The 24,830-nt window shown below is 63.2% G+C and carries 19 protein-coding genes; 11 read left to right on the forward strand and 8 right to left on the reverse strand.

Annotated elements, in window-relative coordinates; translation table 11 throughout:
* Positions 1-109 precede the first annotated feature (109 nt).
* On the forward strand, positions 110-457 hold the full coding sequence (locus NKJ64_RS24135) for a hypothetical protein (RefSeq protein WP_032885862.1): 348 nt from the start codon (positions 110-112) through the stop codon (positions 455-457).
* A 17-nt stretch (positions 458-474) separates the two neighbouring features.
* Here the strand turns inward: NKJ64_RS24135 and ggt are convergent, their stop codons facing one another.
* From ggt to NKJ64_RS24150, 3 genes are all read right to left on the reverse strand, one after another.
* Positions 475-2,214: a gamma-glutamyltransferase gene (gene ggt, locus NKJ64_RS24140; RefSeq protein ID WP_023669665.1), complete on the reverse strand. Its 1,740-nt coding sequence runs from the start codon at positions 2,212-2,214 to the stop codon at positions 475-477.
* A 138-nt stretch (positions 2,215-2,352) separates the two neighbouring features.
* Positions 2,353-3,645, reverse strand: a complete 1,293-nt coding sequence (rhaI, locus tag NKJ64_RS24145; protein WP_023669664.1) for an L-rhamnose catabolism isomerase — start codon at positions 3,643-3,645, stop codon at positions 2,353-2,355.
* A gap of 107 nt (positions 3,646-3,752) precedes the next feature.
* Entirely contained in the window at positions 3,753-5,855 is a 2,103-nt protein-coding gene (locus NKJ64_RS24150; RefSeq protein ID WP_023736114.1) for a bifunctional rhamnulose-1-phosphate aldolase/short-chain dehydrogenase, read from the reverse strand.
* 183 nt (positions 5,856-6,038) lie between these two features.
* Between NKJ64_RS24150 and NKJ64_RS24155 the strand changes: the two genes are divergently transcribed.
* From NKJ64_RS24155 to NKJ64_RS24185, 7 genes are all read left to right on the forward strand, one after another.
* The gene (locus NKJ64_RS24155; protein WP_023669662.1) at positions 6,039-6,842 is read left to right on the forward strand and encodes a DeoR/GlpR family DNA-binding transcription regulator; all 804 of its coding nucleotides are present in this window, start codon (positions 6,039-6,041) and stop codon (positions 6,840-6,842) included.
* A 48-nt stretch (positions 6,843-6,890) separates the two neighbouring features.
* The gene (gene rhaS / locus NKJ64_RS24160; RefSeq protein ID WP_023669661.1) at positions 6,891-7,886 is read left to right on the forward strand and encodes a rhamnose ABC transporter substrate-binding protein; all 996 of its coding nucleotides are present in this window, start codon (positions 6,891-6,893) and stop codon (positions 7,884-7,886) included.
* Between the two features lie 84 nt (positions 7,887-7,970).
* Positions 7,971-9,512, forward strand: coding sequence for a sugar ABC transporter ATP-binding protein (locus NKJ64_RS24165; RefSeq protein ID WP_023708171.1), 1,542 nt, complete (start codon positions 7,971-7,973; stop codon positions 9,510-9,512).
* On the forward strand, positions 9,509-10,486 hold the full coding sequence (locus NKJ64_RS24170; RefSeq protein ID WP_023699531.1) for an ABC transporter permease: 978 nt from the start codon (positions 9,509-9,511) through the stop codon (positions 10,484-10,486). The genes NKJ64_RS24165 and NKJ64_RS24170 overlap by 4 nt, the downstream gene beginning before the upstream one ends.
* A complete protein-coding gene (locus NKJ64_RS24175) occupies positions 10,483-11,478 on the forward strand; it encodes an ABC transporter permease (protein WP_023827389.1) in 996 nt (331 codons plus the stop codon). Before NKJ64_RS24170 ends, NKJ64_RS24175 begins: the two co-directional genes overlap by 4 nt.
* Positions 11,478-11,795 (forward strand): L-rhamnose mutarotase, encoded by a 318-nt coding sequence (rhaM, locus tag NKJ64_RS24180; RefSeq protein WP_023827390.1) that lies wholly within the window; start codon positions 11,478-11,480, stop codon positions 11,793-11,795. Before NKJ64_RS24175 ends, rhaM begins: the two co-directional genes overlap by 1 nt.
* Positions 11,792-13,168: an FGGY-family carbohydrate kinase gene (locus NKJ64_RS24185; protein ID WP_023745311.1), complete on the forward strand. Its 1,377-nt coding sequence runs from the start codon at positions 11,792-11,794 to the stop codon at positions 13,166-13,168. Before rhaM ends, NKJ64_RS24185 begins: the two co-directional genes overlap by 4 nt.
* Here the strand turns inward: NKJ64_RS24185 and NKJ64_RS24190 are convergent, their stop codons facing one another.
* The gene (locus NKJ64_RS24190; RefSeq protein ID WP_023726823.1) at positions 13,169-14,995 is read right to left on the reverse strand and encodes an alanine racemase; all 1,827 of its coding nucleotides are present in this window, start codon (positions 14,993-14,995) and stop codon (positions 13,169-13,171) included. It lies immediately after the preceding gene.
* 146 nt (positions 14,996-15,141) lie between these two features.
* On the opposite strand from NKJ64_RS24190, the gene NKJ64_RS24195 reads away from it, so the two are divergent.
* Positions 15,142-15,351, forward strand: a complete 210-nt coding sequence (locus NKJ64_RS24195) for a hypothetical protein (RefSeq protein ID WP_023703422.1) — start codon at positions 15,142-15,144, stop codon at positions 15,349-15,351.
* A 7-nt stretch (positions 15,352-15,358) separates the two neighbouring features.
* On the opposite strand, the gene NKJ64_RS24200 is transcribed toward NKJ64_RS24195, so the two are convergent.
* The gene (locus NKJ64_RS24200; RefSeq protein WP_023669653.1) at positions 15,359-16,609 is read right to left on the reverse strand and encodes a D-amino acid dehydrogenase; all 1,251 of its coding nucleotides are present in this window, start codon (positions 16,607-16,609) and stop codon (positions 15,359-15,361) included.
* A 104-nt stretch (positions 16,610-16,713) separates the two neighbouring features.
* Positions 16,714-17,709 carry a UDP-glucose 4-epimerase GalE gene (gene galE / locus NKJ64_RS24205; protein WP_023703423.1) on the reverse strand — a complete coding sequence of 332 codons (996 nt, stop codon included), beginning with the start codon at positions 17,707-17,709 and terminating at the stop codon, positions 16,714-16,716.
* Between the two features lie 279 nt (positions 17,710-17,988).
* Here galE and hemA point away from each other — a divergent pair, with 279 nt between their 5' ends.
* Positions 17,989-19,266: a 5-aminolevulinate synthase gene (gene hemA, locus NKJ64_RS24210; protein ID WP_023703424.1), complete on the forward strand. Its 1,278-nt coding sequence runs from the start codon at positions 17,989-17,991 to the stop codon at positions 19,264-19,266.
* An 18-nt stretch (positions 19,267-19,284) separates the two neighbouring features.
* On the opposite strand, the gene NKJ64_RS24215 is transcribed toward hemA, so the two are convergent.
* Together NKJ64_RS24215 and mscL are read right to left on the reverse strand one after the other, a co-directional pair.
* On the reverse strand, positions 19,285-20,451 hold the full coding sequence (locus tag NKJ64_RS24215) for a pyridoxal phosphate-dependent aminotransferase (RefSeq protein WP_023669650.1): 1,167 nt from the start codon (positions 20,449-20,451) through the stop codon (positions 19,285-19,287).
* 158 nt (positions 20,452-20,609) lie between these two features.
* Positions 20,610-21,029, reverse strand: coding sequence for a large conductance mechanosensitive channel protein MscL (mscL, locus tag NKJ64_RS24220; protein WP_023726824.1), 420 nt, complete (start codon positions 21,027-21,029; stop codon positions 20,610-20,612).
* Between the two features lie 252 nt (positions 21,030-21,281).
* On the opposite strand from mscL, the gene NKJ64_RS24225 reads away from it, so the two are divergent.
* Positions 21,282-24,785: a PAS domain-containing hybrid sensor histidine kinase/response regulator gene (locus tag NKJ64_RS24225; protein ID WP_352463467.1), complete on the forward strand. Its 3,504-nt coding sequence runs from the start codon at positions 21,282-21,284 to the stop codon at positions 24,783-24,785.
* Positions 24,786-24,830: the final 45 nt, after the last annotated feature.

Raw genomic sequence — 24,830 nt, forward strand, 5'->3', positions numbered from 1 at the left:
CAAGTCGGCATCAGAAAGTGTTGAAGACCGCATCGGCGGCCTTCGGCACGGCGCGATCCGGTTGCGCTCGGCAGATGTTGATGATTTGTTGCCGGTCAGCGGAGAATGAATGATGCGAGAACCTGTCGGTCAAGATGAATATGGATCGACCAACCCGTTCGATCCGGACGATTTGACCAATTTGAACGCGATCGGCCCGGCCATGGGCGGCGGCAACGACTTCGAGAAATACGCCGTTGCCGTGATCATCGTCTTCGGCGCGCTGATCATTGGCGGGCTGATGGCCGCTTCCATGACCTTTGGTCACCGGAACGGCTTCCTGTTTGCGCTTGGCGGCGCAACCGCGGCCTGGATATCGGGCAATGCGCTGCTCCTCGACCGTCCCCGCATCTACGCGGCGTTCGTCGTGATCGCGGCGCTGATGCTCGTCGGGTCGACGCTTACGCTCGTCCTCTGATCAATCTCTTGTTTTGATCAGTAGCCAATCGCCTCGCCGGATGCGGCGCGGCTGTCGATGGCGCCGTTGTAACGGGCGCCGCCGCCCTTCTCGATTTCCGCCAGGCTCTTGCCGCCGACAAGAATGCCGGCAGCCTGACCCCAGGTAGAATCCGCGAGATCGAGGTGGTAGCCCATGCCGGCCAGCAGTTTTTCAGTGTCGGGCGACAGGCCGAACGGTTCGACATAGATCGTGTCGGGCAGCCATTGATGGTGGATGCGCGATGCGTCGATCGCCTCCTGGATGTTCATGCCGTGGTCGATGACGTTGACGATGGCTTCCAGCGTGATGGTGATGATGCGCGAGCCGCCGGGGCTGCCGATAACCATGAACGGCTTGCCGTCCTTGGCGACGATGGTCGGGCTCATCGATGACAGCGGCGTCTTCTTCGGCTGGATGGCATTGGCCTCTCCCTGCACGAGACCGTAGAGGTTGGGCACGCCAGGCTTCTGGGTGAAATCATCCATCTCGTTGTTGAGCAGGATGCCGGTGCCGTCCGCGACCACGCCGGCGCCGAACGAGCCGTTCAGCGTATAAGTGACCGCGACCGCATTGCCGTCATCGTCGATGATCGAATAGTGCGTCGTTTCCTTCGACTCGCCGAAGCCCTTCGGCATCAAATCCTGCGAGACGCCGGCGCGGAACGGGTCGATCTTGTCGCGGATCTCCTTGGCGTAACCCTTGTCGAGCAGTTTCGAGACCGGATTGTCGACGAAATCGGGATCGCCGAGCGCCGAGTTGCGGTCCACATAGGCGTAGCGCATCGCCTCGACCATGACATGCACGGTCTCGGCCGAGCGGGCGCCGAGATAAGACAGCGGGTAGCCCTCCAGCACGTTGAGGATTTCGCAGATGATGACGCCGCCGGAGCTTGGCGGCGGCGAGGACGTGATCTCATAGCCCCGATAGGTGCAGCTCACCGGTTGCAGCTCGCGTACCTTATATTGCTCGAAGTCTGAGTTGGCCAGAATGCCGCCCTTGGCGCCGCTCGCCTTGACGATGGCGTCGGCGATGGCGCCTTTGTAGAAGGCGTCGGCGCCTTTTTCGGAGATGGCGGCGAGCGAGGCTGCAAGATCGGGCTGGAGGAGACGCTCGCCGGCGCCATAGGGTTTGCCGTCCGGCTTCAGGAAGATGGCGGCGGCGGCAGGGTCCTTCGCCAGCCGTGCGGCATTGCTCGCGAATGAAGCAGCGTCGCCCTGGTCGAGGATGAAGCCATCCTTGGCATAGGCAATTGCCGGCGCCATCAAATCCTGGCGTGGCAGCGTGCCATATTTTTCACGAGCCATCTCGAACCCTGCCACGGAACCCGGTACGCCGACCGCAAGGTAGCCATCAAGGCTGGCGCCCTTCACCGGATTGCCGTCCTTGTCGAGATACATGGTCTTGGTTGCCGCCAGCGGCGCGCGCTCGCGGAAATCGAGGAAGGTCGATTTGCCGTCCTTGAAGCGGATGGTCATGAACCCGCCACCGCCGATATTGCCGGCATTAGGGTAGACGACGGCGAGCGCATAGCCGACGGCGACCGCCGCATCGACGGCATTGCCGCCCTTCTTCAGCACCTCGACGCCGGCTTCCGACGCCAGATGCTGGGCGGTGACGACCATGCCGTGCTCGCCCTTCGCCGGTTGTGGCGAGGCGGCATGGAGCGCGCCGGATGGCGCGAGCGCAATTGCGAGCGAAAGGGTGACGCCAATCAGCGTCCGGCGGGTCAAGGGCATGGCGGTGCTCCAAGTGCGGTGCCTAGAAGAGCTACATGGAGCGGCCGAGTCCATCATCAATATGAGCGAACACATATTGATGTTCGCCTGCCGGCAGAGGCAAGCTGATCTCCCCCCTGTGGTGGAGATTAGCCAATCTCAAACAATCCCGCCTGAACCGCCCACAACCGCCGGCCGTTCCGCCGCGACCTTCGCCCGGTAGCCCGCCGCGCGATATGCGGCGACTGGATCGATGGCGCCGCCTGTGTTCAGCCGCGCCATGGCAAGGATCGGCTCGACATCGGTGCGGTAGGCAGCTTTCAGCGTCTGCGTCGCCATCAGCGCATCATTGCCGTCTTGGAAACCCTCGAGCGCCTTGCGGTCGACCAGCAGCGCCTGCGCATAGGCGCGCTGCACCTCGACCGCCGACAGCATCAGGCTTTCGATCGGATCGGTGACGTTGTGGCTCTGGTCGAGCATGTGGGCGGGATCGAAACCCTCGGCGCCGGACAGCTCGGCATCGACCAGTTCGTTGAAGACCAGGAACAGCCGATAGGGATCGATCGAGCCGGCATCGAGATCGTCGTCGCCATATTTGGAATCGTTGAAGTGGAAGCCGCCGAGTTTCTTGAACTGGATCAGCCGCGACACGATCATCTCGATGTTGACGTTGGGCGCATGGTGGCCGAGGTCGACCAGGCAGTAGGCCTTGTCGCCCAGCTCCTTGGATATGAGGTAGTTGGTGCCCCAGTCCTGCACGACCGTGGAGTAGAAAGCCGGCTCGTACATTTTGTGTTCGGTGAACAGTTTCCAGTCGGCGGGCAGTCCGGCATAGATCTCCTTCATCGCGTCGAGATAGCGCTCGAAGGCTTTGGCGAAATTGACCTGGCCGGGGAAATTCGAGCCGTCGCCGATCCACACTGTTAGCGCCCTGGACCCCAGCGTCTTGCCGATCTCGATGCATTCCAGATTGTGCTCGACCGCCTGGCGGCGCGTGCCGGCATCGGCATGCGACAGCGACCCGAACTTGTAGGACAGTTTTTGGTCCCTGGCATCCGAGAAGGTGTTGGAATTCATGGCGTCGAAGCCGAGGCCGAAGCGCGAGGCCGCCTGCTTCAGCCGGTTCGGATCGGCCTTGTCCCACGGTATATGCAGCGAGACGGTCGGCGTCGCCTGTGTCAGTTGGCTGATGACGGCGCAGTCCTCGATCTTGTCGAAAATGTCGCGCGGCTCGCCGGCGCCGGGAAAGCGGGCAAACCGCGTGCCGCCTGTGCCGACGCCCCAGGACGGAATGGCGACGGCGAATTTCTCGACCTTGTCGCGGATGGCATCGATGGCGATGCCGCGGCGGTCGAGGCGTTCGCCGAGCGACGCGTAGTCGCGCTCGAGGTCGGGTTTGCGCTGGGCGTTGTGGCTGGAGACGAGATCGGCGGCGATGATGGTTTCGGACAAGTGCTATTCCTCCCAATGCGTTCAGTCAGCGCTGCCCTTCATCCGGCCCTTCGGGCCACCTTCTCCCCGTATAGTGACGGGGAGAAGAGAAGCGCTCCGCCCTTAACTCAGCGCGTAAAGCTCTGCGCGTTGCCGGCGTCGACGTTGATGATGTTGCCGGTGGATTTGGCCGACATGTCGGACGCCAGGAAATAGATCGCTTCGGCGATGTCTTCGGGAAACACCGAGCGCTTCAGCATCGAGCGCGAGCGGTAGTGTTCTTCCAGATCGTCGGTCGACATCTTGTAGGCGGCGGCGCGCTGTTCCTTCCACTCGCCGGTCCAGATCTTCGAACCGCGCAGCACGGCGTCCGGATTGACGACGTTGACCCGGATCTGGGCTTCCGCGCCTTCCAGCGCCAGGCAGCGGGCGAGATGGATTTCGGCCGCCTTGGCGGTGCAATAGGCGGCGGCATTGGGTGACGCGGCAAGACCGTTCTTGGAGGCGACGAAGACGACATTGCCGCCGATCTTCTGGGCCCGGAACAGCCGGAAGGCTTCGCGCGAGACCAGGAAATAGCCGGTCGACAATATGTCCATGTTCTTGTTCCACAGCGCCAGCGTCGTCTCCTCGATCGGCGCCGAGGAGGCGAGGCCTGCGTTGGAGACGAGAATATCAATGCCGCCGAACTCGACGGCTGTCTGGGCGAAGCCGGAAATCACCTGCTCCTCCGCGGTGACGTTGATCAGCACCGGCCGGACGAAGTCCTTGCCATAGGCTTTCGCCAGTTCGTCGTTGGCGTTGGCAAGTGCGGTCTCGTCGATATCGGCCAGCACGACGCAGGCGCCTTCGCGCAGCAGGCGATTGGCGGTGGCGCGGCCGATGCCGCCGGCGCCGCCGGTGACCAGCGCGATTTGGCCGGCGAGCGACTTCGGCTTCGGCATGCGCTGCAGCTTCAAATCCTCGAGCAGCCAGTATTCGATGTCGAAGGCCTCCTGCGCCAGCAGGCCGACATAGGACGAAACGGTCGAGGCCCCGCGCATGACATTGATGGCGTTGACGTAGAATTCGCCAGAGATGCGGGCGGTGGCCTTGTCGCCGGCGAAGGTGAACATGCCGACGCCGGGCATCAGGTAGACCACGGCGTTGGGGTCACGGATCGGGGGCGAGTCCGGATGCTTGCAGCTGTCGTAATAGGCCTGGTAGCCGACACGGTACTCAGCAATATCGTCGGCGAGGCGCGCAATCACGGCTTCGACGTCGGGCTTCGCTGGGTCGAACTCGATAACCAGCGGGCGGATTTTTGTGCGCAGGAAATGATCCGGGCATGAGGTACCGAGTGCCGCCAGCGGGCGCAAATCCCTGGAGTTGACGAATTCGAGCACAGCGGCGGAATCGTCGAAATGGCCGAGCTTGTGGCTCTTCTCCGAAATCAGGCCGCGGATCCTCGGCATCAGTCTCGCCGCGATGGCGCGGCGCTCAGCGGCGTCTAGCGATTTGACGACTTCGCCGCCGAAGATGGCGAGACCCTCGGAGCGGCGCTCGAACCATTCGATCGCCTGGTTGATGACCGAGATCGTCGTCTCATAGCACTCCTTGGGTGTGTCGCCCCAGGTGAACAAGCCGTGGCTTTCGAGGATGACGCCCTTGGCCTCGGGGTGTTCGACGCAGAATTTCTCCAGCCAGAGGCCAAGTTCGAAGCCCGGCCGCTTCCACGGCAGCCAGCCGATGGCGTCACCGAATATCTCCTTGGTCAACGCCTTGGAATCCTTGGCCGCGGCAATCGCGATAATGGCATCGGGATGCATGTGATCGACGAACGGCTTCGGCACATAGGCGTGCAGCGGCGTGTCGATCGAGGCCGCGCGCGGGTTGAGATTGAAGGTGCAGTGGGGAAGATAGCCCACCATGTCGTCCTCATGCGCGACGCCGCGATAAAGGCCTTTCAGCGCCTGCAGTTTGTCCATGTAAAGCGTGGCGAAACCGTCCAGCTTGATCGAGGCGCTGTCGCCGCCCGAGCCCTTGACCCATAGCACTTCGACTTCGGCGCCAGAGAGCGGGTCCTTCTGCCGGATCTTGGACGAGGTGTTGCCGCCGCCATAATTGGTGACACGCTTGTCGGAGCCGAGCGTGTTGGAGCGATAGACCAGAAGCTCAGGCTCGCTCAGCCCCTTGGCTTTAGCATCGTCCCAAAGGTTGGCAAGGCGCGAGCCGGAGCGCTTGTCGAGCATGATTATCCTCCCTGGGACGCAAAAGGCGCGGTCCATTTTGCCGGAAATGTCTACGCAAGCATCTCGGTTGTCAATCATAAACGATCAAGATCGATCATATTGCACTGCACAATGAAATTATATGAGCGGAAATGATTGACACTGGTGGTTTTCTAGTGCCTCATGACCATGCAGGGAGGAACCATGCACGAAAAAGAGCGCCACAGGATCATTCTGTCCGCCGTCCAGGAAAAGCCTGTGGTGACGGTGCAGGAGATGGTCGACCTGACGGACTCCTCCGAGGCGACGATCCGGCGCGATATCGCGGCTCTTCATGTGCAAAAGCGCCTGCGTCGCGTGCGTGGCGGCGCCGAGGCGATCTCGCCACCGCAGTTCATCGGCCTCGCCGGCCGGCCCTTTTCCGTCAACGAAACGCTTAACGCTTCGCAGAAGCGCGCGATTGCGCGCGAAGCGGTGGAGCTGTGCAAGGACGGCGAACCGATCATCATCAATGGCGGCACCACCACCTTCCAGATGGTGCATTTCCTGACCGGACGCCGCATGCCGATCTTCACCAATTCGTTCCCCATCGCCGAGCACCTGCTCAAGCATTCGAAGAACACCGTCATGCTGTCGGGCGGCACCATCTACCGCGAGCAGAACATCATCCTCTCGCCCTTCGACAATGACGTGACGCGTAATTTCTACGCGCGCCGCATGTTCATGGGCGCTCAAGGGCTCGGGCCGCTTGGCCTGATGGAAGGCGACCCGCTGCTGATCCAGGCGGAGCAGAAACTGATCGACCAGGCCGACGAACTGGTGGTGCTGGTCGACTCATCGAAATTCCGCCAGCGCTCGAGCCTGATCCTGTGCGGGCTCAAGCGCATCGCCACCGTCATCACCGATGACGGCATCGAGGATCGCGAAGCCAACATGCTGGAGGCCGCGGGTGTGACGCTGATCGTCGCCCGCAAGTCGGCAAAGGAAGAATCCTCGCTGCAGGCCTGAGGCCAACCGCAGCGACGATGGAATGCAACGCTCAAGGGAGGAAATACGATGAGCTTTCTGAAGAAATTGATGGTGACGGCCGCGTTCTCGGCCGCCATGTTCGTGAATGCCGCCTATGCCGAGAACGTCAAGATCGCGCTGGTGGTGAAGTCGCTCGGCAACGGCTTCTTCGACGCCGCCAACAAGGGCGCCGAAGAGGCGGCCAAGGAACTCGGCGATGTCGACATCATCTACACCGGCCCGACCAAGGCGACCGCCGAAGCGCAGATCGAAGTGGTCAATTCGCTGATCGCGCAGAAGGTCAACGCCATTGCGATTTCGGCCAATGACGCCGACGCGCTGGTGCCGGTGCTGAAGAAGGCCATGGAGCGCGGCATCACCGTCATCTCGTGGGATTCGGGCGTCGCCAAGGAAGGCCGCCAGCTGCATCTCAACCCGTCCGACACCGGCCTGATCGGCGAGACCATCATCAAGCTGGCCGCCGACTATCTGCCGGAAGGCGGCGAAGTCGCCATTCTGTCGGCTTCGTCGACCGCGACCAACCAGAACGCCTGGATCGACGCGGCCAAGAAGATCCTGCCGGAGAAATTCCCCAAGATCAAACTCGTCGCCACCGTCTACGGCGATGACGATTCGGCCAAGAGCACCGACGAAGCCAAGGGCCTGCTGAAATCCTATCCGAACCTCAAGGCGATCATCGCGCCGACCACCGTCGGCGTCGTTGCCGCTGCCCAGGTCGTCACCGACGCGAACCTGATCGGCAAGGTCAATGTCACGGGTCTGGCGCTGCCGTCGGAGTTCAAGAAGTTCATCGACAACGGTTCCAGCCAGGCGGTTGCCCTCTGGAATCCGATCGACCTCGGCTATTCCGCCGTCTACCTCGCTCATGATCTGGCGGTGAAGAAGGAAGAGGCAAAGCCGGGCGCAACGCTGTCGATCGGCCGCGTCGGCAAGGTCACGCTCGATGACAGCAACTCGGCTGCGATGGCTCCGCCCTTCCAGTTCGACAAGTCCAACATCGAAAAGTTCTCCAAGATCTATTGATCTCGGACGTCTCGGACCAAGCGCGGCGGGACCAAAATCCCGCCGCGACTTTAAACGGACCTTGTTTCAGGGCTTGATACGGATATGGACACGACAGCCCAGCACGGCATTGCGAAGGAGGAGCCCACGGGTCCTGCCCCGCGCCTGACGCTGTCCGGCGTCTCCAAAAGCTTTCCCGGCGTGCGCGCGCTGCACAATGTCAGCCTGTCGCTTTACCCCGGCCAGGTTACGGCGCTGATCGGTGAAAACGGTGCCGGCAAGTCGACGCTGGTCAAGATCATGACCGGCATCTACCAGCCCGACGCCGGCACGATCAGCATTGACGGCCAGGCCGTCACCCTGCCCAGCGCGCATGCCGCCTTCGGCCACGGCGTCACCGCCATTCATCAGGAAACCGTCCTGTTCGACGATCTGAGCGTCGCCGAAAACATTTTTCTCGGCCATGCGCCGCGCACGCGGCTAGGCACCATCGACTGGCGCACCATGCGAAAACACGCGCGCGAAGTGCTCGACACCATGCATGCCGGCCATATCAACGCCGATGCGCGGCTGAAAGACCTCGGCATCGCCAACAAGCATCTGGTAGCGGTTGCTCGCGCGATGTCGATCGATGCGCAGATCGTCATCATGGATGAGCCGACCGCAGCCCTTTCGATGAAGGAGATCGAGGAGCTTTTCCTGCTGATCGAATTCCTCAAGGAGGAAGGCAAGGCGATCCTGTTCATCAGCCACAAGTTCGACGAGATCTATCGGATCGCCGATCGCTACACCGTGTTCCGCGACGGCGAGATGGTTGGCGAGGGCCTTATCAAGGATACCGGCCAGAGCCAGATCGTGCGCATGATGGTCGGCCGCTCGGTCGATCACATCTTTCCGCAACGCAAGGCCGAGATCGGCGCGCCGGTGCTGTCGGTCGCTGGCCTTTCGCACCCGACCGAATTCAACGACATCGGCTTCGAACTGCACAAGGGCGAGATCCTCGGTTTCTACGGCCTTGTCGGCGCCGGGCGGTCAGAGGTGATGCAGGCGATATCGGGCATCACCCGCATATCGGGTGGAACGATCACGCTGGAAGGCAAGACGATCACGCCGAAATCGGCGGCGGATTCCATCGAAGCCGGCATCGTCTATGTGCCGGAAGAGCGCGGCAAGCAGGGCGTGGTGATCGGCCTGCCGATCTTCCAGAATGTCTCGCTGCCTTCGCTGAAGCGCACCTCCAAATCCGGCCTGCTGCGATTGTCGGAAGAATTCGCGCTCGCCCGCTCCTACACCGAGCGGCTTGACCTCAGGGCCTCCTCGCTCAGCCAGGATGTCGGCACGCTGTCGGGCGGCAACCAACAGAAGATCGTCATCGCCAAATGGCTGGCGACGGCGCCCAAGGTGATCATCCTGGATGAGCCGACCAAGGGCATCGACATCGGCTCCAAGGCCGCCGTCCACGGCTTCATGGCCGAGCTCGTCGCGCAGGGCCTGTCGGTGATCATGGTGTCGTCGGAACTGCCGGAGATTCTGGGCATGTCCGACCGCGTCGTCGTCATGCGCGAAGGGCTGGTTGCGGCGGTCTACGATAATAAGGGGCTGGACGCCGAAACGCTGGTCCGGACGGCAGCGGGGATCGCGGCATGAAGGCTCTCCTGAAATTCCGCGAGATCTGGCTGGCAGCGGCGATCGTCGCTTTGATTGCTCTGATCTCGACGCGCTTCCCGGCCTTTGCCGACCCCGGCAATCTCGCCCAGGTGTTCAACGACACCTCGATCCTGATGATCCTGGCGCTGGGACAGATGGTCGTCATCCTGACCCGCTCGATCGACCTGTCGATGGCCTCCAACCTGTGCTTCACCGGCATGGTGGTGGCGATGCTGAACGCCGCGCATCCGGCGATCCCGATCCCGCTGCTGATCGTCATTGCGCTGGCCGTCGGACTGGTGCTCGGCGCCATCAACGGCCTGCTGGTGTGGCGGCTGAACATCCCTTCGATCGTGGTGACATTGGGCACGCTCACCATCTATCGCGGCGCCACCTTCGTCCTGTCCGGCGGCGCATGGGTCAATGCCGACAAGATGAGCCCTGAGTTCATCGGCTTCCAGCGCGCAGCTTTCCTGGGCATTCCGGTTCTGTCCTGGATCGCCATACTGGTCATCGCGCTGTTCTTCGTGGTGATGACGCGAACCGCGCTTGGCCGTTCGATCTATGCCATCGGCGTCAACCCGACGGCGTCGGTCTATGCCGGCATCGATGTCGGCCGAACCAAATTCATCGTCTTCTGCATTTCCGGCATGATCGGCGGGCTCGCCGGTTATCTCTGGATTTCTCGTTATGTCATCGCCTCGGTCGAGGTCGCCAACGGCTATGAACTCAACATCATCGCCGCCTGCGTCATCGGCGGCATTTCGATTGCCGGCGGCATCGGCTCGGTCGGGGGCGCGGTGTTAGGGGCGCTGTTCCTCGGCATCATTTCCAACGCGCTGCCCGTCATCAACATCTCGCCCTTCTGGCAGATGGCGATTTCAGGCAGCGCCATCATCCTGGCCGTCGTGCTCAACGCGCGTGGCGAACGTCAGCAGGGGCGGATTATCCTGAGGAAAGCGGAAGCGGCATGACCGACACCCCCGCCCCGCGCCACATTCCCGACCGGCTCGACAAGCCGCTCTCCTCGGCGATCTTTTCCTGGGAGGCGCTGCTGGTCGTCGTGGCGGTCGCCATCTTCGCCATCAACAGTTTCGCCTCGCCCTATTTCCTCGACGCCTACTCCCTGTCGGATCTGACTTTCAATTTCACCGAGAAAGGCCTGATCGCCTTCGCGATGGCGCTGCTGATCATTTCGGGCGAGATCGACCTGTCGGTCGCCGCCATCATCGCGCTCGCCTCGACCATGATGGGCATGGCTGTGCAGGCCGGCGCCGACACGCCGGTGCTGGTGGCTATCGGCATCGTCGTCGGGCTCGGTTGCGGCGCCTTCAACGGGCTCCTGGTGACAAGGCTCGGCCTGCCCTCCATCGTCGTCACCATCGGCACGATGAGCCTGTTTCGCGGCATCGCCTTCATCATCCTGGGCGATCAGGCCTACAAAGGCTATCCCGAGAGTTTTGCTTTCTTGGGCCAGGGTTACGTCTGGTGGGTGGTGTCGTTCGAACTGGTGCTCTTCCTCATCGCGGCCGTCGCCTACTGGTTCCTGCTGCATCGCACCAGCTTCGGCCGCCGTGTCTTTGCCACCGGCAACAATCCGGTCGCGGCACAGTTTTCCGGCGTTCGCGTCGGCCGCATCAAATTCATCCTGTTTTGCCTGACCGGACTGATGGCGGGCATCGCCTCGGTGCTGATCACCTCGCGGCTCGGCTCGACGCGGCCGTCCATCGCGCAGGGCTACGAGCTTGAGGTCATCACCATGGTGGTGCTGGGCGGCGTCAGCATTCTGGGCGGCTCCGGCAGCATTGTTGGCGTCGTGCTCGCCGCCTTTATCATGGGGCTGGTGACCTTCGGCCTCGGCCTGCTCAACGTGCCCGGCATCGTCATGTCGATCTTCATCGGCCTGCTCTTGATCTTCGTCATCGCGCTGCCGATCGTCTGGCGACAGCTGCGTGGTAACAGCTGATGCCTGAGAAATACGCCTTCAAGATGCAGCTCAAACCCGGCATGAAAGCCGAGTACAAAAAGCGCCACGATGAGATCTGGCCGTCGCTGGTGGCGCTGCTGAGAGAGGCCGGCGTCGCCGATTATTCGATCCATCTCGATGAAGACACCAACATCCTGTTCGGCGTGCTGTGGCGGCGGGACGACCATGGCATGGCCGACCTGCCGAAGTATCCGGTGATGCAGCGCTGGTGGGCGCACATGGCCGACATCATGGAGACCAGGCCGGACAACCAACCGGTGGCCATCCCCCTGGAAACAATGTTCCATATGGCATGAGTGCGCTGCGCCACATCGCCGTCATCGACATCGGCAAGACCAACGCCAAGGTGGCGCTGGTCGATCTCGTCACGCTGAGCGAGGTGGGGTTGCGCCGCATGGCGAACGCGCCGCTGCGACAAGCGCCCTATCCGCATCACGATGTCGAGGCGCTGTGGACGTTTATCCTCAACAGCCTTGCCAGCCTCGACCGCGAACAGCGTATCGACGCGATTTCGATCACCACGCATGGTGCGACCGGCGTGCTGGTCGACGCCTCGGGCGAGCTGGTGCTGCCGGTGCTTGACTACGAGTTCGACGGCCCCGACCGGCTGGCGGCGGAGTATGACGCTGTCCGAGCGCCCTTCGCCAAAACCGGTACGCCGCGCCTGCCGGTCGGCCTCAATCTCGGTGCGCAATTCTTCTGGCTTGAGAAGCGTTTCCCCACCGAATTCGCCAAGGCCGCCGCGATGCTGATGTATCCGCAATACTGGGCGCTGCGCCTGACCGGCGTTGCCGCCAATGAGGTGACCTCGCTCGGCTGCCACACCGATCTGTGGAGCCCTTGGGAGGCGGACTTTTCCTCGATGGTCGACAGGCTGGATTGGCGCAGGCTGATGGCATCGGTGCGGCCGGCCAGGGACCAGCTCGGCCCGATCCTGCCGGCGCTTGCCGCGCGCACCGGGCTCGATCCGCAGACCCCGGTTTTCTGCGGACTGCACGATTCCAACGCCTCCCTATTGCCGCATCTTCTGTCCGACGAGCCGCCCTTCTCGGTCGTCTCGACCGGCACCTGGGTGGTATCGATGGCGGTCGGCGGCAGAGAGATTGCGCTCGATGCTGCGCGCGACACGCTGGTCAATGTCAGCGCGCTGGGCGACCCCGTGCCCTCGGCGCGTTTCATGGGTGGCCGTGAGTTTTCCCAGCTGACCAAGGACAAGCCGCAGGACTGCAGCGGCAGCGAGGTGCTGGCCGTTCTGACAAAAAAGATGCTGCTTTTGCCTTCTACCCAGCAGGGATCAGGACCGTTCCCGCACCATGCCGCGGCATGGCTTGGTGCCGAGGGCATCAGCAAAGGCGAGCGGTTCGCCGCCATCTCCTTCTATCTGGCGCTGATGACGGCGACCTGCCTTGAGCTGATCGGCGCCGACGGCCCGACCACCGTGGAAGGACCGTTTGCCCGCAACCGCCTCTTTGTCGGCATGCTGGCGGCAGCGACCGCGCGAATCGTCATCGCCTCCGAGGCCGCCACCGGCACCAGCATCGGCGCGGCGCTGCTGGCAACGGATCAGTCCGTTCCACACGGCAAGGGCGAGAGAACTGAACCGCAGACCGACCCGGTCTGGGCGGCCTATGTCACCGCGTGGCGCGCGGCAGTCGAGGCGCAAGGCTGATCACAAAATCCGCTTGCCAAAGGCCGACATGACGAAGTTGATGGCGTCGGCGCCGATCCGCGGCTCCAGACCGGCGGTCAGCCCGGAAACATCCATCGACAGCAGACCGCCGGACAGCGAGATCGCCTCCATTGCCTGATGCGTCTCGCGCACCGTCAGCCCGCCCGAGCCCGCAGCCCAGCCGGTAAATTCGGTCGCCGTCGGCGAATAGCTGACGTGAAAGCCCTGCGTGCCCGACGTCGCGATGCGGATCGCCTCATGCATGAGGTCGCGCATGCCCATGGCGTCGATGTCGGTCATGGTGAAGGCCGAGACACGCGAATCCTTGAGCACCCTTGCCTCCGCCGGATCGGCATGGCGCAGGCCGACGATGACGACATTTTCCGGCGACAGCTGCGGCTGCAGTGCGCAGGGCTTGTGATCGAGACCGAGCGCGCGGGCCAGCACCGAGACTTCAGGCATGTCTTTGGCCTCCTCGTACTCGGGCATCAGGGCGGCGATGGAATCGATCCAGATCAGGCCGAAGGAATGCGTCGCGCGCGCCGTTGCGGTCAGCGCCTTGTGGGCGATACGGCGATCGGCGCCGGCAGCGAGCCGGATCAAGCCCGAGGGCGGCCGCTCGACGTCGGCGAGTTCGACCACGTCGAAATTCATCGCCTCCAGACGCGCGCCGGTTCCCTCGCGGGCGATAATCCCGCCGGCTTCCGGTTCGGCCGAGATCGACACCATCTTGCGGCCGGAGAAATCCGCGACGTCGTGCATCGGCGCCTTCTCGACATATTCCGAGGTCATCGCCAGAAGCATGGCGCCATAATTCATGCGGAAGGCGACACGGTCGCCGACGGTAGGTCGCGGATCGGCATCCTGCACATCGAGCAGCAGATGGTCGCTGGAAGCGCCGAGCACCCTCACCCCCTTGGCGATCGGCGTCAGCCCTTCGACCAGCACGTCCTCGCGGCCTATATTGGCGATGGCGCGCAGCCGGTCGCCCTCGTCGGCGAAGACCGGCTGGTTGCCGAAGGCGTCGTAGCCGGATGTGCCGATCGGCCGCGAAGGCTTGAGTTTGACCTCGATGATGTCGCTGGTCAGCCGGCAGGCATCGGGTTCGAGTTCGGGCCACGGCACGTCGCGAAAGGTTTCGACACCGCCTTGCAGGATCGCCTCGCCCACGCGCAGATTGTTGATGCCGGGCGGCAGCTTGCCTTCGAGCAGCAGCGTCAGCGACGACGAGGCGCCGCCGGAAATGAAGTCGAGGCTTTTGCCGGACAGGCGCTCGGTCTTGTAGGCATGGGCGACGAGTTGGCCAAGGTTCTCCGGCGTCGGCATTATGGCGCCGAAGCAGCCGAGATTGGTGCCGATGCCGGCGATGCGCACGCCCTTGAATTCCAGGATCTGCTCGACGGTGGGGATCAGGTCGCTTGGCCAGATGCCTTCGCGGAGATCGCCGAGATCGATCATCAGCATGATATCGTGGACGCGGCCCATGCGCTCGGCAATGCGCGATATCTCGCGGATGGTGGTCAGTTCCGACTGCAGGCTGATGTCGACGGTGCGCACGACCTCCTCGACGCGCGCCATGGGCGGGCTGCGCAGCAGCATGACCGGCGCATTGATGCCGCTGTCGCGCAGCCGGCGGATGTTTTCGAAGCGCGATTCCGCGATGCCGGCAACACCGCCGCGCAGCATGGCCCGCGCCACTTGCGGCATGCCGCATGTGCCCTTCGTAACTCCGAACACCTTGATGCCGGACAGCGCGCAGCGCTCGACGATGGTGCGGGCGTTGCGCTCGATGCGGCCAAGGTCGATAGCGACTTGCGGTCCCGACATTTCGTCACTCAGGGTTTGTAGAATCTGTCAGCCAGATGCATCTTCCAGATCGTCGTACGATATTTGTCAAACTTTGCGCAGTGACGGCCTCAATGTTGGAAACCAGAGCAATTGTATGTGGGCACGTCTTTCGATCGGAGAGGCCGGTGACGCTGGTCGTTCATCATTTCGATGGTGAGTGGCAACTGACCTGCGGCGAACATGATCATCCTGCGGACTGTGGAGATTTCGAAGTTATCGGTCTCGGCCATTTGACCGCCAGGCAGGAAAACTTGGCACAGATTGGCCAGCTTGAGCGCGGATGGCTTGCCGAATGGGTGCACGGCGAATGGACTCCATGCCAACACGACGACTAGAGCTCCCTCAGTTCCCGTAGACCAGCCCTTGCGGGTCGATCTCCGGCTTGCGGCCGGCGACGAGGTCGGCCAGGAACTTGCCCGAGCCGCAGGCCATGGTCCAGCCGACATGGCCGTGGCCGGTGTCGAGGTAAAGGTTCTTGTATTTCGCCTTGCCGATGACCGGCACCGAGTTGGGCATCATCGGCCGCAGACCTGCCCACAACAGCGCCTTCTTCTCGTCGAAAGCGCCAGGGAAAAGGTCTTTGCCGGTGCTCAGCATGGACTTGAAGTCGCTGGGCTTGAAGCTGCGGTCGAAGCCGGTGAACTCGGCTGTCGAGGACATGCGCAGGCGGTTTCCGAGCCTGGAGTAGCCAACCAGCCGGTCCTCGTCGGCGCCGCCCATGGTCGGTCCCTTGCTCTCGTCCTCCAGCGGGATGGTCGCGCTATAGCCTTTAACCGGATAGACGGGCAGGTCGATACCGTAGCGGCGACCGATCAGGCCGCTCTCGGGGCCCATGGCGATGACGACGGCGTCGCCCGTCACCGGGCCGGCCGATGTCATGACCGCACGTACCCAGTCGCCCTCTATGTCGAGCCCCTCGACCGTGGTGTCGAACAGGAATCTGACGCCAAGCTTTTCGGCAGCATAGGCGGCGAGCCCGTCGACGAATATCCTGGAATCCCCGGTCTGGTCGATCGGCGAATAAACGCCGCCGGCGATCTTTTCCTTCACGCCCGCGAGCCCGGGCTCAAGTTCGACCAGCCGGTCGCGGCCCACGATCTCGATCGGCAGGCCATGCTTCGCCAGAAACTGGTAGTTGTCGGTGCCGGTGTCGAGGCTGTGCTGCGAGCGGAAGAAATAAAGAATGCCCTTCTTGCGCTCGTCATAGTGGATGCCGGTGGCGTCGGAGAGCGCGTTGATGCAGTCGCGCGAATAGAGCGCCAGGCGCAGTTTGACCTGGCTGTTGGCGCGCAGGCGCGCCACCGTGCACTGGCGCAGGAAGCGCAGGCTCCAGGCGAGGAAATAAGGATCGAAGCGCAGCCTGACCTTGATGCCGAGATCATGGTTCCAGAGCGCGCGCAGGAAGGTCTTCAGCGCCGCTGGCGAGGCCCAGGCGGTGGCGTCGCCCGGCGACACCAGACCGGCATTGGACTGGCTGGTGCCGCGCGCCGGCGCCGGATGGCGCTCGATAACGGTGACCTCATGGCCGTCGGCGGCCAGATAATACGCGGCCGCGGTGCCGACAACACCGGCTCCAAGCACCGTTATCTTCATGCCACCCCCCAAATCTCTTCGCGGCGCAGCGCCTCCACGCCGCATCGCCAATGCCTTCAATAGCGCTTCGCCGCGCGCCTTGCGAGCCCTCGGAAGTGCCCGGCTCAGCCCCGCGCGGAGTTCTTGCCGGTGAGGATACGCTCCCAGGCGAGCGCATCGGCGACGATCTGGTCGAGGTCGTCGCGTTGCGGGGTCCAGCCGAGTTCGGCGCGTGCAAGGTCCGAATTGGCAACCACGGCGGCGGCGTCGCCGGGGCGCCGGTCGCCCATCTTGACCTCGAAATCCCGGCCGAAGGCGCGCCGCACGCTGTCGATGACCTCGAGCACCGAATAGCCGTGGCTGTAGCCGCAATTGGCGACGAGGCTGCCGCCGCCGGCGCGCAGGCGCTGCAGCGCCAGCCGGTGCGCCGCAGCCAGGTCGCTGACATGGATATAATCGCGCATGCAGGTGCCGTCCGGCGTCGGATAATCGGTGCCGAACACCTGCATGAAGGGGCGTTTGCCGAGCGCGGTCTCGCAGGCGACCTTGATCAGATGCGTGGCGCCAGGCGTCGACTGCCCCGTCCGGCCCCTGGGATCGGCGCCGGCGACGTTGAAGTAGCGCAGCGCCGTGTAGCGCAAGGGATGCGCAAGCGCTGCATCGCGCAGCATCCATTCGCTCATCAGCTTGGACTGGCCGTAGGGCGATTCCGGCGCCAGGCGGGCATCCTCACGCACCGGCTCCAGGCCGGCGCCGCCATAGACGGCGGCGGTCGAGGAGAAGATGAAATGCGGCACGCCCTCGCGCACCGCGGTTTCGATCAGCGTGCGGGTCTTGGAGGTGTTATTCTCGTAATAAGCGAGCGGGTCGGCAACCGACTCCGGCACCACGATGGAACCGGCGAAGTGGATGATCGCGTCGACTTTGTTCTCGCGGATGATCTGGCCGACCAATTCCCTATCGGCGACATCGCCGACGACAAGCTTGGCTTCCGGCGCTACCGCCCACTCGAAGCCGGTGGAAAGGCGGTCGAGAACGACGACGCTCTCGCCGGCATCCAGCAGTTCCCAGACCATGTGGCTGCCGATATAACCGGCGCCGCCCGTTACCAAAACCGTCATCCGTGTCCTCTTTTACTCATGATTTATCGGAAACTGTCTCAATCACCGCCTTACTGGAAAGCCTGCGGCAAGGCCATTAGAAACGCCTGAATGTTAAATCCGTAACAGTCTCACCGGCCTGTGGCATCGTACGGAAACAAAATTGATCCACATCAAGGGAATAGGCCACGATCTGGCATCGTTAGGAACAGGCTTGGGGCGTGGCATTTTGACCAAAACGGCCCGGTGGACGACGAATGGGCCAACGATTATGATCCCGCGCAAAACTGGGAAGGCGACATGAACTATCAGCGGTTCTTCGAGGAAGCGATCGATCAGCTCCACGCCGAGCGGCGCTACCGGGTTTTCGCCGATCTCGAGCGCATTGTCGGCAAGTTTCCGCGCGCTATCTGGCGTTCCAACGGCCGCGCCGAGGAAATCACCGTCTGGTGCTCCAACGACTATCTCGGCATGGGCCAGAACCCCGATGTCATCGCCGCTTTCCAGAACGCGGCCGGCAAGATGGGTTCGGGCGCCGGCGGCACCCGCAACATTTCCGGCACCTCGAACCCGTTGGTCGAGCTTGAGTTGGAACTGGCCGACCTGCACGACAAGGAAGCCGCGCTCGTCTTCACCTCCGGCTTCGTCTCCAACGAGGCCTCGATCTCGACCATTGCGCGGCTTTTGCCCAATTGCCTGATCATTTCGGACGAGCTCAACCATGCCTCGATGATCGAAGGCGTGCGGCGCTCGGGTGCCGAAAAGAAGATTTTCCGCCACAACGACGTCGCGCATCTCGAAAGCCTGCTGCAGGCGGCGGGCCGCGAACGCGCCAAGCTGATCGTGTTCGAGAGCGTCTATTCGATGGATGGCGACATCGCGCCGATCAAGCAGATCGTCGAGCTCGCCGAACGCTGCAACGCCATGACCTATATTGACGAGGTCCATGCCGTCGGCATGTACGGACCGCGCGGCGGCGGCATCACCGAGCGCGAGGGGCTGGCCGACCGCATCGACATCATCGAAGGCACGCTGGCCAAGGCATTCGGCACGCTGGGCGGCTATATCGCCGGCAACAGCGCCGTCATCGACGCGGTGCGCTCCTATGCTCCGGGCTTCATCTTCACCACGGCGCTGCCGCCGGCCGTCGCCGCCGCCGCCACCACCTCCATCCGCCACCTCAAGCGCTCGCAAGCCGAGCGCGATGCGCAACAGCGCCAGGCGTCGCGGACCAAGGAGGTTCTGTCTGCAGCCGGCCTGCCGGTGATGGAATCGCCGACACACATCGTGCCGGTGCTGGTCGGTGACCCCGAACTCTGCAAGATGGCCAGCGACCGTCTGCTCGGCGTGCACGGCATCTACATCCAGCCGATCAACTATCCGACCGTGCCGCGCGGCACCGAGCGGCTGCGCATCACCCCGACGCCGTTCCATACCGATGCGCTGATTGCGGGACTTCAGGACGCGCTGATCGAGACATGGGATGCGCTCGGCATTCCCTACGGCTCCGCCGGACGGCCCACTGTCGCCAAGAGCGACCGGATTGTGCCGCTGCTGGTGCCGAAGTCGGGCGGCTGAAGCCGCCGCCCATTTATCTCAAACCGTCCTCATCCATCCCGCCAAGCGATGTGCCGCTTCCTCGAGCTGGTCGAGGCGGCGGTGGAAGCACAGGCGCAAAAACGCCTCTCCGCCAGGGCCGAAGGCGGTGCCCGGCGCCAGGCCGACATTGGCCTTGTCGACGATGTCGAAAGCAGCCCGGCGCGGATCGGTGATGCCGTCGACCGTGAAAAACAAATAGAACGCGCCTTGCGGCACGGTGAAGCGCGCTTTGCCGGTTGCGCCGAGAATATCGCAGACCAGGTCGCGCGCTTTCCTGGCGCGCTCCACCTGCTCGACGATGAAGGCATCACCGTGGTCCAGCGCCGCGACGGCGCCGCGCTGCATGAACTGGGCGACGCCTGAGGTCGAATACTGGATCAGATTCTCGAACACCTGCTGCAGCTCGGGATGGGTCTTGATCCAGCCGACGCGCCAGCCGGTCATCGCCCAGTTCTTGGAAAAGGAGTTGACGAACAGGATGCGGTCTTCCGCGGTCGAAATGTCGAGGAAGGACGGCGCACGGCCGTGGCCGTAGTGGAACAGCGAATAGATCTCGTCGGCGATGATCCACAGGCCCTTTTGGCGGGCGAGATTCAGGATCGCCTGCAGCGTTTCCTTATCGGCCGTCCAGCCGGTGGGGTTCGATGGCGTGTTGACGAACAGCGCCTTGGTGCGCGGCGTCACCGCAGCCGCAATCTTGTCGACATCGCAGGACCAGCCATTGCCCGACTGGTCGAGCGTGACCGCAACCGGGGTAGCGCCGGAAATACCGGCGGCGGCGGCGAAATTCGGCCAGGCCGGGGAGAGATAGACCACCTCGTCGCCGCTGCCGGCGACCGCGGCTAATGCCAACTGAATGGCATGCATGCCGGAACCGGTGGCGATGAATTCCTCTTCGGCGAAGCTCTTGCCGAAATGCCTGGCATAGTAGCGAGAAAGCGCTTGCCTCAGCTCCGGAATGCCTTTCTGCCAGGTATAGAAGGTCTCGCCATTGGCGAGCCCCTTGGCGGCGGCTTCCGAAATGAAGGCAGGCGTCGGCAAATCGCCTTCACCGGCCCAGAGCGGGATCATGCCCTCGCGCGTACGGCCGTAATTGACGACGGCGACAATGCCGCTTTCGGGGGCGGCCACCGCTTCGGCGCGCAAGCTATCGATCAGGGTCATGAACAGGTCCGTTTTGATGTCTGCTTTGATGCATGTCATTATCCAGAACCGCTGCGCACTTATGGGCGACATGCATTGGCGGATGCTCTTAGCAGATACGGCAACAGAAAACCCCGGCCGCGAACGACCGGGGTTTTGGTCCAGAAATCTGGCCTTGTCTATTTCCTGGCGAGGAGATCGCGAATTTCGGTGAGCAGTGCGACGTCAGCCGGCGGCGGAGCCGCAGGTGCGGCCGGCTTCTCGCGCTCGAGCCGCTTGCGCATGTTGTTCACGGCCTTGACCATAAGGAAGATGATGAAAGCCAGGATGACGAAATTCAGCGCCACGGTGATAAAATTGCCGTAGGCGAACACCGCGCCTTCCTTACGCGCTTCGGCAAGATTGGTCGAATGCACTGTTGATGAGAGGCCTATGAAGTAGTTGGAAAAGTCGACGCCACCAAGTGCGCCGATGAAAGGCATGATGATGTCATTCACAAGAGAATCGACGATCTTGCTGAAGGCCGCGCCGATGATGACGCCGACCGCAAGGTCCATCACATTTCCTTTGGAAATGAATTCCTGGAATTCTTTCAGCATTCGACCCTCCTTGTCATGACGGACCGCGCTGCCGCCGTCCCTCCGGCGTCGGCCCGTGCGCACCATAACAAAAACCTGCGGTTGCAACAGAAGCAAAAGCTGGAAAACACCGCTTTCTCCTTACCTTAGGTCACGGTTCGACAGGGCGGCGTCGCGGCCATGCGCCGGAAAGCCGCGATGGACTTGACCTTAGAGCTGTGATTGCCTCTGGGCAGGCCGGGGTGAAAGCTGGCCTAGGAGGATTTTCGGGCCGTGCAGGGCTGGTTCATCGTCATCATTGCGGTCGCCTATGTAACGCTGCTGTTCGTCATCGCCAGCCTCGGCGACCGGCGTTCAACGGCGCTGGGACCCGGCCGCGCCCGGCCCTTCATCTATGCGCTCAGCCTCGCCATCTACTGCACCTCCTGGACCTTCTTCGGCTCGGTCGGCCTGTCGTCCGAGCGCGGCCTCGAATTTTTGGGCATCTACACCGGGCCGGTGCTGGTGTTCGTGTTCGGCTTTCCGCTGCTCAATCGCATCGTGCGGCTGGCCAAGAGCGAGAAGATCACCTCGATCGCCGACTTCCTCGGCGCGCGCTACGGCAAGAGCTTTGCCGTCTCGGCGATCGCCACGCTGATCGCCACCATCGGCGCGGTGCCCTATATCGCACTGCAATTGAAGGCGATCTCCGGTTCGGTAGGCCTGATGGTCGAGCATTATACGGGATCGCCGCCCTCCTTCGATCCCTTCGTCAGCGACATCTCGCTGGTGGTGGCCATGCTCTTGGCGCTGTTTGCGGTGCTGTTCGGCACCCGCCATGCCGACGCCACCGAGCACCAGGACGGGCTGGTGCTGGCGGTGGCGGTCGAAACCGTGGTCAAGCTCGCCGCCTTCCTGGCGATCGGCCTGATGGTCACCTTCCTGATCTTCGGTGGCCCGGGCGACATGATCGACAAGCTGGCCGAAAACAGCCAGGTGCGGCAAGCCATGGGCTACAACACCTCGCTCGCCACCTGGCTGGTGCTGACTTGCCTGAGCGGCTTTGCCATCCTCATGCTGCCGCGCCAGTTCTACGTCACCATCGTCGAGAACCGCGGCGAGGCCGAACTGCGCACCGCGACCTGGGTGTTTCCGCTCTATCTCGTGGCGATAAACCTGTTCGTGCTGCCGATCGCCTTCGCCGGCCTGGCGCTGGTCGGCGCCAAAACCACCAGTGACCTCTATGTGCTGGCGCTGCCCTTGTTCGGCGGCCATGACTTCCTCGCCATGGCCGCCTTCATCGGTGGGCTGTCGGCGGCGACCGCCATGGTGATCGTCGAAAGCGTGGCGCTGTCGATCATGATCTCCAACGACCTCGTCATCCCGCTGTTCGTGCGCCGCCTGCTCAAGACCACGACCTCTGAGAATGAGGATTGGTCGACGCTGATCCTCAACGTGCGGCGCGGCGCCATCTTCATCCTGTTGTTCATCGCCTTCCTCTACTACCGCGAAAGCACCAACTCGGCGCGGCTGTCGTCGATCGGCCTGATGTCGTTCGCGGCAATCGCCCAATTCGCGCCGGCGCTGATCGGCGGGCTGATCTGGCGCGGCGCCAATGGCCGCGGCGCGGCCCTTGGCATGGTCGCCGGCATCCTCGTCTGGGGCTATACGCTGCTTTTGCCGTCGCTCTCGGCAGCCGACGCGGACATCGTCGTGCAGGGGTTGTTCGGTTTCGAGGCGCTGCGGCCGCAGGCTCTGTTCGGCACCGTCGCCGAACCGTTGAACCACGGCGTGCTCTGGAGCCTGTCGGTCAACACGCTGTTCTTCGTGCTCGGCTCGCTGTCGCGCGCGTCAGTGCCGCTGGAGCGGATCCAGGCGTCGATCTTCGTGCCGCGCGAATCCGGCCCGATGCCCAGCCTGCGCCGCTTCCGCACCGCCATCACCGTCAACGTGCTGAAGGACACCATCTCGCGCTACCTCGGCGTCGAGCGCACCGAGCGCTCCTTCCAATCCTTCGAGAAAAGCAATGGCGTCTCGCTGCACGGCAATGAGCAGGCCAGCATGGATGTCATCCGCTTTTCCGAGCAGCTGCTGGCGAGCGCGGTCGGCTCGTCTTCGGCGCGGCTGATCCTGTCGCTGCTGTTTCGCCGCAACGACCGCGAGTCCAAGGACGCCTTTCGCCTGCTCGACGACGCCACCGAAGCGCTGCAGCACAATCGCGACCTGCTGCAGATCGCGCTCGACCAGATGGAGCAAGGCATCACCGTATTCGACCGCGATTTTCGTCTGATCTGCTGGAACAGACAATATCGCGCGCTGTTCGACCTGCCCGACGAGATGGGCCAGGTCGGCGTCTCGCTCGACCGCATCCTGCGCCACCTCGCCGAGCGCGGCGATATTCCGGCCGACCAGCGCGTGGCGATGCTCAACCGGCTGACCAGTTTCGTCAGCCCGTGGCAGATGGAGTTGAAGACCAGCGGCCGCATCCTCGAACTGCGCTCAAACCCGATGCCGGACGGCGGAATCGTCGCCACCTATGCCGACATATCAGGACGCGTCGAACAGGATTTGGCGCTGAAGCGGGCCAATGAATCGCTGGAGCAGCGGGTCAAGACGCGCACCATCGAACTGACTAGAGTCAACGAGGAGTTGACCCGGGTCAATGAGGAGCTGGCGCAGGCGCAGATGCTGGCCGAGGAGGCTAATCTGGGCAAGACGCGCTTCCTCGCCGCCGCCGGCCACGACATCCTGCAGCCTTTGAACGCCGCCCGTCTCTACTGCTCGTCGCTGATCGAAAAAGCCGGCAAGGGGCCGGCGGGCAAGGCTGCCGTCAACATCGAATCCTCGCTCGAATCGGTCGAGACGATCCTGGGCGCCGTGCTCGACATTTCGCGCCTCGACGCCGGCGCAATGAAGCCGGACGACAGCGCCTTCCGCCTGGACGGGCTGCTGCGCCAGATCGGCAATGATTTTCAGCCGCTCGCCGCCGAAAAGAAACTCGATCTGACGATCATAGCCTCGTCGCTCAGCGTGTTGACGGACCGCAACCTGCTGCGCCGGCTGATCCAGAATCTGGTCTCCAACGCCATCAAATACACCCCCCATGGCCGCATCCTGGTCGGCGTGCGACGGCGCGGCGAACTCGCCGAAATCCAGGTGATCGACACTGGCATCGGCATTGCCGGCGACAAGCTGAACACGGTCTTCAACGAGTTCACCCGGCTGGACGAAGGCGTGCGCGAGGCCGAAGGTCTCGGCCTTGGCCTGTCCATCGTCGACCGCATCGCGCGGGTGCTGCGGCTCGAGATCCAGATCTTTTCCAACCCGGGCAAGGGTACGCGCTTTTCCGTTATCCTGCCGGTTGCGGCGGTTGAGGCGCCGCGGCGCGAGGTCGAGCCGAAGGCGCCTGCCCGCACCGCGAATTCGCTGGCCGGCCTGCGCGTCATGTGCATCGACAACGACGCCCGCATCCTCGACGGCATGCGGCTTCTGCTCGAGGGCTGGGGCTGCAGCATCGGCACGTTTTCGGGTTCGGAGGATTTTGGCAGGGCCGATCGTCCCGACATCGTGCTTGCCGACTATCATCTCGATGGCAGAAGCGGCCTCGACATCATCGCCCGCCTGCGTGACATCCATGGTTCGGACCTGCCGGCCGTGCTGGTCACCGCCGACCGCTCCACCGAGGTCCGTGCCGCTGCCGCCGCCCTGGACGTGCCGGTGATCAACAAGCCGCTGAAGCCGGCCGTGCTGCGTTCCATGATGGCAAGGGTCAGGCCGCTGGCATCGGCGGCCGAGTAGGGTTCAATGCATGTCGCCCAGAAGTGTGCCCCGGTTCTGGGACCA

This window comes from Mesorhizobium sp. M0062, from assembly GCF_040323125.1.
Lineage (GTDB): Bacteria > Pseudomonadota > Alphaproteobacteria > Rhizobiales > Rhizobiaceae > Mesorhizobium.